This window comes from Salmonella sp. 2020_1459 (genome assembly GCF_043847915.1).
Classification (GTDB): Bacteria; Pseudomonadota; Gammaproteobacteria; order Enterobacterales; family Enterobacteriaceae; genus Salmonella; species Salmonella enterica.
Window position 1 is genome coordinate 24,189 of sequence record NZ_JBCMFA010000013.1, and the last position, 8,333, is coordinate 32,521.

7 protein-coding genes and 1 pseudogene are annotated in these 8,333 nt (G+C 52.6%); all 8 read right to left on the bottom strand.

Annotation, left to right across the window (positions count from 1 at the left end):
• Positions 1–24: 24 nt before the first annotated feature.
• Entirely contained in the window at positions 25–4,053 is a 4,029-nt protein-coding gene (gene rpoB / locus ACH0VJ_RS22140; RefSeq protein ID WP_000263105.1) for a DNA-directed RNA polymerase subunit beta, read from the bottom strand.
• Positions 4,054–4,370: 317 nt separating this feature from the next.
• Positions 4,371–4,736, bottom strand: coding sequence for a 50S ribosomal protein L7/L12 (rplL, locus tag ACH0VJ_RS22145; RefSeq protein WP_000028882.1), 366 nt, complete (start codon positions 4,734–4,736; stop codon positions 4,371–4,373).
• Positions 4,737–4,802: 66 nt separating this feature from the next.
• Positions 4,803–5,300: a 50S ribosomal protein L10 gene (gene rplJ / locus ACH0VJ_RS22150; protein WP_001207203.1), complete on the bottom strand. Its 498-nt coding sequence runs from the start codon at positions 5,298–5,300 to the stop codon at positions 4,803–4,805.
• Positions 5,301–5,715: 415 nt separating this feature from the next.
• Positions 5,716–6,420, bottom strand: a complete 705-nt coding sequence (gene rplA, locus ACH0VJ_RS22155) for a 50S ribosomal protein L1 (protein WP_001096676.1) — start codon at positions 6,418–6,420, stop codon at positions 5,716–5,718.
• 3 nt (positions 6,421–6,423) lie between these two features.
• Positions 6,424–6,852, bottom strand: coding sequence for a 50S ribosomal protein L11 (gene rplK, locus ACH0VJ_RS22160; RefSeq protein ID WP_001085926.1), 429 nt, complete (start codon positions 6,850–6,852; stop codon positions 6,424–6,426).
• A gap of 157 nt (positions 6,853–7,009) precedes the next feature.
• Positions 7,010–7,555: a transcription termination/antitermination protein NusG gene (gene nusG / locus ACH0VJ_RS22165; protein ID WP_001287521.1), complete on the bottom strand. Its 546-nt coding sequence runs from the start codon at positions 7,553–7,555 to the stop codon at positions 7,010–7,012.
• A gap of 1 nt (position 7,556) precedes the next feature.
• On the bottom strand, positions 7,557–7,940 hold the full coding sequence (secE, locus tag ACH0VJ_RS22170; RefSeq protein ID WP_001275691.1) for a preprotein translocase subunit SecE: 384 nt from the start codon (positions 7,938–7,940) through the stop codon (positions 7,557–7,559).
• A 229-nt stretch (positions 7,941–8,169) separates the two neighbouring features.
• A pseudogene (gene tuf / locus ACH0VJ_RS22175) lies at positions 8,170–8,333 on the bottom strand (elongation factor Tu); the annotation flags it as partial.

The window sequence follows — 8,333 nt, forward strand, 5'->3', positions numbered from 1 at the left end:
ACCAGTGACCTGTTTGAGCGAGAATTACTCGTCTTCCAGTTCGATGTTGATGCCCAGCGAGCGGATCTCTTTCAACAGAACGTTGAAGGATTCCGGCATACCCGGTTCCATCTGATGGTTGCCGTCCACGATGTTCTTATACATCTTGGTACGACCGTTCACGTCATCAGACTTAACGGTGAGCATTTCCTGCAGGGTGTAGGCGGCGCCGTAAGCTTCCAGCGCCCACACTTCCATCTCCCCGAAGCGCTGACCACCGAACTGCGCCTTACCACCCAGCGGCTGCTGAGTAACCAGGCTGTAAGAACCGGTAGAACGCGCATGCATCTTGTCATCAACCAGGTGGTTCAGTTTCAGCATGTACATGTAACCGACGGTTACCGGACGTTCGAACTGTTCACCCGTACGGCCATCGAACAGGGTGATCTGACCGGAGGTCGGCAGGTCGCCCAGTTTCAGCAGCTCTTTGATTTCCGCTTCTTTCGCACCGTCAAACACTGGTGTGGCAATCGGCATACCTTTACGCAGGTTTTCTGCCAGACGCAGCACTTCATCATCGCTGAAGGTGCTCAGGTCGACTTTCTGACGAACGTCGGCGCCCAGATCGTAGGCACGCTGGATGAATTCGCGCAGTTTCGCGACTTCCTGCTGCTGTTTCAGCATGGCGTTAATCTTGTCGCCAATACCTTTTGCAGCCATACCCAGGTGGGTTTCCAGAATCTGACCGATGTTCATACGAGACGGTACGCCCAGCGGGTTCAGTACGATGTCTACCGGCGTGCCGTTTTCATCGTAAGGCATGTCTTCGATCGGGTTGATCTTAGAGATAACACCCTTGTTACCGTGACGACCTGCCATCTTATCACCCGGCTGGATACGGCGTTTAACGGCCAGATAGACCTTCACGATCTTCAGCACGCCCGGCGCCAGATCGTCGCCCTGGGTGATTTTACGGCGCTTCGCTTCAAGTTTTTTCTCGAACTCGTGTTTCAGTTCGTCATACTGCTCAGCCAGTTGTTCCAGCTGATTTTGTTTCTCTTCGTCGGTCAGACCGAGTTCCAGCCAGCGGTCGCGCGGCAGTTTGTCGAGCTTCTCAGCTTCAACGCCGCCGGAAACCAGCACCGCACGGATACGGCTAAACAGGCCCGCTTCGAGGATCTGCAGTTCTTCAGACAGGTCTTTTTTCGCCTGCTTGAGCTGCATCTCTTCGATTTCCAGAGCACGTTTGTCTTTTTCTACGCCATCGCGAGTAAAGACCTGAACGTCGATAACCGTACCGGAGACACCGTTAGGTACGCGCAGAGAAGAGTCTTTAACGTCAGACGCTTTCTCACCGAAGATCGCACGCAGCAGTTTCTCTTCCGGCGTCAGCTGGGTTTCACCTTTCGGCGTTACCTTACCGACCAGAATGTCGCCGCCGGTCACTTCCGCGCCGATGTAAACGATACCGGATTCATCCAGTTTGGAGAGCGCAGCTTCACCCACGTTCGGGATATCAGCGGTGATCTCTTCCGGCCCCAGCTTGGTGTCACGGGACACGCACGCCAGTTCCTGAATGTGGATGGTGGTGAAACGGTCTTCCTGGACAACACGCTCGGAAACGAGGATGGAGTCTTCGAAGTTGTAGCCGTTCCACGGCATGAACGCCACGCGCATGTTCTGACCGAGCGCCAGTTCACCGAGGTCGGTGGACGGACCGTCTGCCAGCACGTCGCCGCGTTCAACCGGCTCGCCCAGAGATACGCACGGCATCTGGTTGATACAGGTGTTCTGGTTAGAACGGGTGTATTTGGTCAGGTTATAGATGTCGATACCTGCTTCACCCGGGTACATCTCGTCTTCGTTAACTTTGATAACGATACGGGACGCATCCACGTACTGAACAGTACCGCCACGTTTAGCTACTGCAGTAACACCGGAGTCGACGGCGACAGCACGTTCCATACCGGTACCCACCAGCGGCTTATCAGCGCGCAGAGTCGGAACCGCCTGACGTTGCATGTTCGCACCCATCAATGCACGGTTGGCGTCATCGTGTTCCAGGAACGGGATCAGGGACGCACCGACGGAGACCACCTGCTGGGTGGAAACGTCCATGTAGTCAACCTGGTCACGGCTGAACAAGCTGGATTCGCCTTTGCTACGGCAGGTAACCAGATCTTCTACAAAGTGGCCTTCGTCATCCAGGTTGGAGTTCGCCTGAGCGATAACGTAGTTGCCTTCTTCGATAGCAGACAGGTAATGAATTTCGTCAGTGACCACGCCATCAACCACACGACGGTACGGCGTCTCAAGGAAGCCATATTCGTTAGTCTGTGCGTACACGGACAGGGAGTTGATCAGACCGATGTTCGGACCTTCCGGCGTTTCGATAGGACATACGCGACCGTAGTGCGTCGGGTGTACGTCTCGAACTTCGAAGCCTGCGCGTTCGCGGGTCAGACCGCCTGGGCCGAGTGCGGAGATACGACGTTTGTGCGTAATCTCAGACAGCGGGTTGTTCTGGTCCATAAACTGAGACAGCTGGCTGGAACCAAAGAACTCTTTCACTGCGGCGGAAATCGGCTTGGCGTTGATCATATCCTGAGGCATCAGGGTATCCAGATCGCCCAGAGACAGACGCTCTTTCACCGCACGCTCTACACGCACCAGGCCAACGCGGAACTGGTTTTCCGCCATTTCGCCGACGGAACGGATACGACGGTTGCCGAGGTGGTCGATATCATCCACTTCGCCTTTACCGTTACGGATATCGATGAGCTTCTTCATGACATCAATGATGTCGTCTTTGCTCAGGATACCGGAACCTTCGATTTCGTCGCGCAGCAGAGAACGGTTGAACTTCATACGACCCACCGCAGACAGGTCATAGCGGTCTTCGGAGAAGAACAGGTTCTCGAACAGGCTTTCAGCTGCTTCGCGTGTCGGCGGCTCACCAGGGCGCATCATGCGGTAGATTTCTACCAGCGCGCTCAGACGATCGTTGGTTGGGTCGACGCGTACCGTTTCAGAAATGTACGGGCCGTGGTCCAGATCGTTGGTAAACAGCGTTTCGATACGCTTGTGGCCGGACTGGCTCAGCTTAGCCAGCAGATCCAGGCTCAGCTCCATGTTCGCCGCGCAGATCAGCTCGCCAGTGGATTCGTCAACGTAGTCTTTAGAGACGACTTTGCCTGCGATGTACTCAACCGGAACTTCGATATGCTTGATATCGTCTTTTTCCAGCTGACGGATATGACGCGCGGTAATGCGACGGCCTTTTTCAACGTACACCTTGCCGTTAGCTTCGATATCGAACGACGCAGTTTCGCCGCGCAGACGTTCTGGAATCAGCTCCATCTGCAGCTTGTTGTCGCGAATTTCGAAGACGACTTTCTCAAAGAACAGGTCAAGGATCTGCTCAGTGGTGTAGTTCAGCGCACGCAGGATGATGGTCGCAGGCAGTTTACGGCGACGGTCGATACGCACGAACAGGTTGTCCTTCGGATCGAATTCGAAGTCCAGCCAGGAACCACGGTAAGGAATGATGCGCGCGTTATACAGCACTTTACCCGAAGAGTGGGTTTTACCTTTGTCGGAGTCAAAGAAGACGCCCGGACTACGGTGCAGCTGAGAAACGATAACACGCTCAGTACCGTTGATAACAAAGGTACCGTTGTCGGTCATGAGCGGAATTTCGCCCATGTAGACTTCTTGTTCTTTAATGTCTTTAACGGTGCCTTCCGGCGCTTCGCGCTCGTAGATCACCAGACGCAGTTTTACGCGCAGCGGTGCGGAATAGGTCACGCCACGGATCTGACATTCCTGAACGTCAAACACCGGTTCGCCAAGGCGGTAGCTGACGTACTGCAGCTCGGAATTACCGCTGTAGCTCTGAATCGGGAACACGGAACGGAAGGCTGCTTCCAGGCCGTACTGCCCTTCAGGATCTTGCTCGATAAACTTCTGAAACGAGTCAAGCTGGATAGAAAGGAGATAAGGTACATCCAGAACTTGTGGACGTTTACCAAAATCCTTACGAATACGTTTTTTCTCGGTATAGGAGTAAACCATAGGGTTCCTCAGCTCGCTGACAAGTCGACCCATCTGTCCTGCGGGGGACAGTTTGTGCAACACTATTTTGTTGACCGGAAAATGGATACTTTCCGCAATGCCTGTTGCTATCACGCTTAAACCATTTCATTGCGATTTACACAGAACGTACGCTCTGTCGCAGTATATTAAGTCGTCGATAGAAACAAGCATTGAAAGGCACAGCAGTAGTCAAACAGTGTGAAACGCTACTGGCGCCTTACAGCGCAAAAAGGCTGGTGACTAAAAAGTCACCAGCCATCAGCCTGATTTCTCAGGCTGCAACCGGAAGGGTTGGCTTATTTAACTTCAACTTCAGCGCCAGCTTCTTCCAGAGATTTTTTCAGTGCTTCAGCGTCATCTTTGCTCACGCCTTCTTTCAGAGCGGCCGGAGCAGATTCTACCAAGTCTTTAGCTTCTTTCAGACCCAGGCCAGTTGCGCCACGTACTGCTTTGATAACAGCAACTTTGTTAGCGCCAGCAGCTTTCAGAATTACGTCGAATTCAGTTTTTTCTTCAGCAGCTTCAGCCGGGCCAGCAGCTACAGCTACAGCAGCAGCAGCGGAAACACCGAATTTTTCTTCCATTGCAGAAATCAGTTCTACAACGTCCATTACGGACATAGCGGATACTGCTTCAATGATTTGATCTTTAGTGATAGACATTTAAATTGTTCCTGAATATCAGAATAAGTTTATACGTAAGCAAATGCTTGATAAAGACAACTGCGATTACGCAGCTTCTTTTGCATCGCGTACAGCAGCCAGTGTGCGAACCAGTTTGCCAGCCGAAGCTTCTTTCATGGTTGCCATCAGGCGTGCAATTGCTTCTTCGTAGGTCGGCAGAGTTGCCAGGCGGTCGATCTGAGACGCCGGGATCAGCTCACCTTCAAAGGCTGCAGCTTTGACCTCAAATTTTGCATTCGCTTTCGCGAACTCTTTGAACAGACGAGCAGCAGCGCCCGGGTGTTCCATAGAGTATGCAATCAGGGTCGGACCAACAAACGTGTCTTTCAGGCACTCGAACTGAGTACCTTCAACGACGCGGCGCAGCAGGGTGTTACGAACAACACGCATGTATACGCCAGCTTCACGACCTGCTTTACGCAGTTCAGTCATTTTATCTACAGTTACGCCACGGGAATCCGCAACTACTGCAGACAGCGCGCCTTTGGCTACTTCGCTGACTTCAGCAACAATCGCTTGTTTGTCTTGAAGATTTAAAGCCATTAGCTTTGCTCCTGGATGTTTGCCGGAACTCATGTTCCGGAACTCACTTCACTCATCTCAACGAGAAGAGCGTCTTAATACGGTGAGCAGAAACAAGCCAGAGTATCAAAAATAATCTTAGCGTTCTGTCACCGTCTACGCAGGGGATTAAGCCTCTTGCGAGACGCCTGCGGTCTTCGACGGAGGCCTGGATAGGCCAGGCTCCAACGAACAAATCTTGTCTATCCGTCGCTATTCAGCTTGTGGCGGCGTTGGCTTCCTTCGTTCGCACCAGTCACATAGTTAGCTATGCTCCTGGCGACTCACTCAGTTGCCGCCTTGTCACAACCCGAATATCTCGGATATACGTCTGCAACTAGCAGAATACGTGGGGGTAAGATTGTAGACAAAATCACCGCCCACGTAAAGACTAATCTTAGTTCGCAGATGCGCTCAGACCAGCCTGATCAACGGCAACGCCAGCACCCATGGTGGTGGAGATGCTAACTTTCTTGATGTACACGCCTTTCGCCTGGCTCGGTTTTGCTTTTTTCAGCGCAACCAGCAGAGCTTCCAGGTTTTCTTTCAGTTTGTCAGCGTCAAAGTCCACTTTACCGATGGTGGTGTGGATGATGCCGTTTTTGTCGTTACGGTAACGAACCTGACCTGCTTTAGCGTTCTTAACCGCTTCAGCAACGTTCGGAGTTACGGTACCGACTTTCGGGTTTGGCATCAGGCCGCGCGGACCCAGAACCTGGCCCAGCTGGCCAACAACGCGCATTGCATCCGGGGATGCGATAACAACGTCGAAGTTCATTTCGCCTTTCTTGATCTGGTCAGCCAGATCTTCCATACCTACCAGCTCAGCGCCAGCAGCTTTAGCTGCTTCAGCGTTCGGGCCCTGGGTAAATACGGCAACGCGAACAGAACGGCCAGTACCGTGCGGCAGTACAGTCGCGCCACGAACGTTCTGGTCAGATTTACGAGCGTCGATGCCGAGGTTAACGGCAACGTCAACGCTTTCGTTGAATTTAGCAGTGGCTAGCTCTTTCAGCAGGGCAATAGCTTCGTTGATGTCGTACTGTTTGGTCGCATCAACTTTTTCACGGATCACGCGCATACGCTTGGTCAGTTTAGCCATTTCTTAGTCCTCCACTACCAGGCCCATGGAACGTGCAGTACCTTCGATGGAGCGAGTCATCGCTTCAATGTCGGCACCAGTCATGTCGGCAGCTTTGGTCTGCGCGATTTCCTGCAGCTGAGCGCGGGAAATTTTACCTACTTTGTCTTTGTTCGGCTTGCCGGAACCAGACTTGATACCAGCCGCTTTTTTCAGCAGAACAGCTGCCGGAGGCGTTTTGGTAACGAAGGTGAAAGAACGGTCAGCGTAAACGGTAATAACAACCGGAATCGGCAGACCTTTTTCGATGGAATCCGTTTTTGCGTTGAACGCTTTGCAGAATTCCATGATGTTCACACCCTGCTGACCCAGTGCTGGACCAACCGGCGGACTCGGGTTCGCCATACCAGCTGCAACCTGCAGCTTGACGTAGGCTTGTACTTTCTTAGCCATTCTAAATTCCTCGAATTGGGTAGTATCGCTTCAAAGAAGCTCCCCGTGATAAATATCGCTTTATGAGCATAAGGCCCATAAAAACAAAAGGCGCGAAATTGTATGTCAATTTCGCGCCCTATGCAACGATTAGATCGCTGCTTTTTTGATCGCAGCCTTACGCTTTCTCAACCTGGCTGAAGTCCAGCTCTACCGGGGTCGCACGACCGAAGATAGAAACAGACACTTTCAGGCGAGACTTCTCATAATCGACTTCTTCGACAACGCCGTTAAAGTCTGCGAACGGACCGTCGTTAACACGAACCATTTCACCCGGTTCAAACAACGTTTTCGGCCGCGGCTTATCGCCAACCTGCTGCAGGCGGTTCATGATCGCATCGACTTCTTTGTCGCTGATCGGCGCCGGACGGTCAGAGGTACCGCCGATAAAGCCCATCACACGCGGCACGCTGCGCACCAGGTGCCAGCTTGCGTCGTTCATGACCATCTGGACCAGAACGTAACCCGGGAAGAATTTGCGTTCGCTTTTGCGACGCTGGCCGCCACGGATCTCAACGACTTCTTCAGTCGGCACCATGACTTCGCCAAACAGCTCTTCCATATTGTGTAATTTGATATGCTCGCGCAGCGATGTGGCTACGCGGCCTTCAAAACCGGAAAACGCCTGAACGACGTACCAGCGCTTTTTAGGTGCTTCAGACATCTCAGAACCTCAGGCCAGTGATAAAGGATACCAGGCGAACCAGAATACCATCCAGTCCCCACAGGATCAGTGACATAACTGCGGTAACCGCAGCGACGATCAGCGTGGTGTGCAGCGTTTCCTGGCGAGTCGGCCAAATGACCTTACGGACTTCGGTTCTCGCTTCACGGGCAAAAGCAACGGTTGCTTTACCTTTTGTCGTCAACAGCGCGACACCACCCGCTGCAGCAATCAGAATTACTACGGCCAGCGCACGCAGCGGCAGCATCATGTCGCGATAGAGGTAGTTGCCGACGATTGCGACGATCAGCAATATGGCAACAACTATCCACTTCATCGCTTCCAGGCCGCGCCCGCTCCCTTGAGCTTCGGTATTCGCACTCATAAACCAACCTGTCAGAAGTATTCTACAAACATTTTCACCCCGCAATCGCGAGGCAATCCAAATCGAAACGCTTATTCGCCTTTCGGATTATACGCCCTCTACAGAGCCTGTCTCAGCAATGATTATGACAAATAAAATCACTGATGAGCCAGGTTCTGGTGTGAAAGCGTGCAAAAAGGGCATCAAATGATGCCCTTTTATTGCGCATTGCGTCAAATGTTATCAGCGATTAGCCGAGAACTTTAGCAACAACGCCCGCGCCAACGGTACGGCCGCCTTCACGGATTGCGAAACGCAGACCGTCGTCCATTGCGATCGGGTGGATCAGGGTAACAACCATTTTGATGTTGTCGCCCGGCATTACCATCTCTACGCCTTCCGGCAGTTCGATGG

Excerpts from the sequence above, each read along its gene's own strand:
- secE (WP_001275691.1), bottom strand. The coding sequence starts at position 7,940 with ATGAGTGCGAATACCGAAGCTCAAGGGAGCGGGCGCGGCCTGGAAGCG.
- rplK (WP_001085926.1), bottom strand. The coding sequence starts at position 6,852 with ATGGCTAAGAAAGTACAAGCCTACGTCAAGCTGCAGGTTGCAGCTGGT.
- nusG (WP_001287521.1), bottom strand. The coding sequence starts at position 7,555 with ATGTCTGAAGCACCTAAAAAGCGCTGGTACGTCGTTCAGGCGTTTTCC.
- rpoB (WP_000263105.1), bottom strand. The coding sequence starts at position 4,053 with ATGGTTTACTCCTATACCGAGAAAAAACGTATTCGTAAGGATTTTGGT.
- rplA (WP_001096676.1), bottom strand. The coding sequence starts at position 6,420 with ATGGCTAAACTGACCAAGCGTATGCGCGTGATCCGTGAAAAAGTTGAT.
- rplL (WP_000028882.1), bottom strand. The coding sequence starts at position 4,736 with ATGTCTATCACTAAAGATCAAATCATTGAAGCAGTATCCGCTATGTCC.
- rplJ (WP_001207203.1), bottom strand. The coding sequence starts at position 5,300 with ATGGCTTTAAATCTTCAAGACAAACAAGCGATTGTTGCTGAAGTCAGC.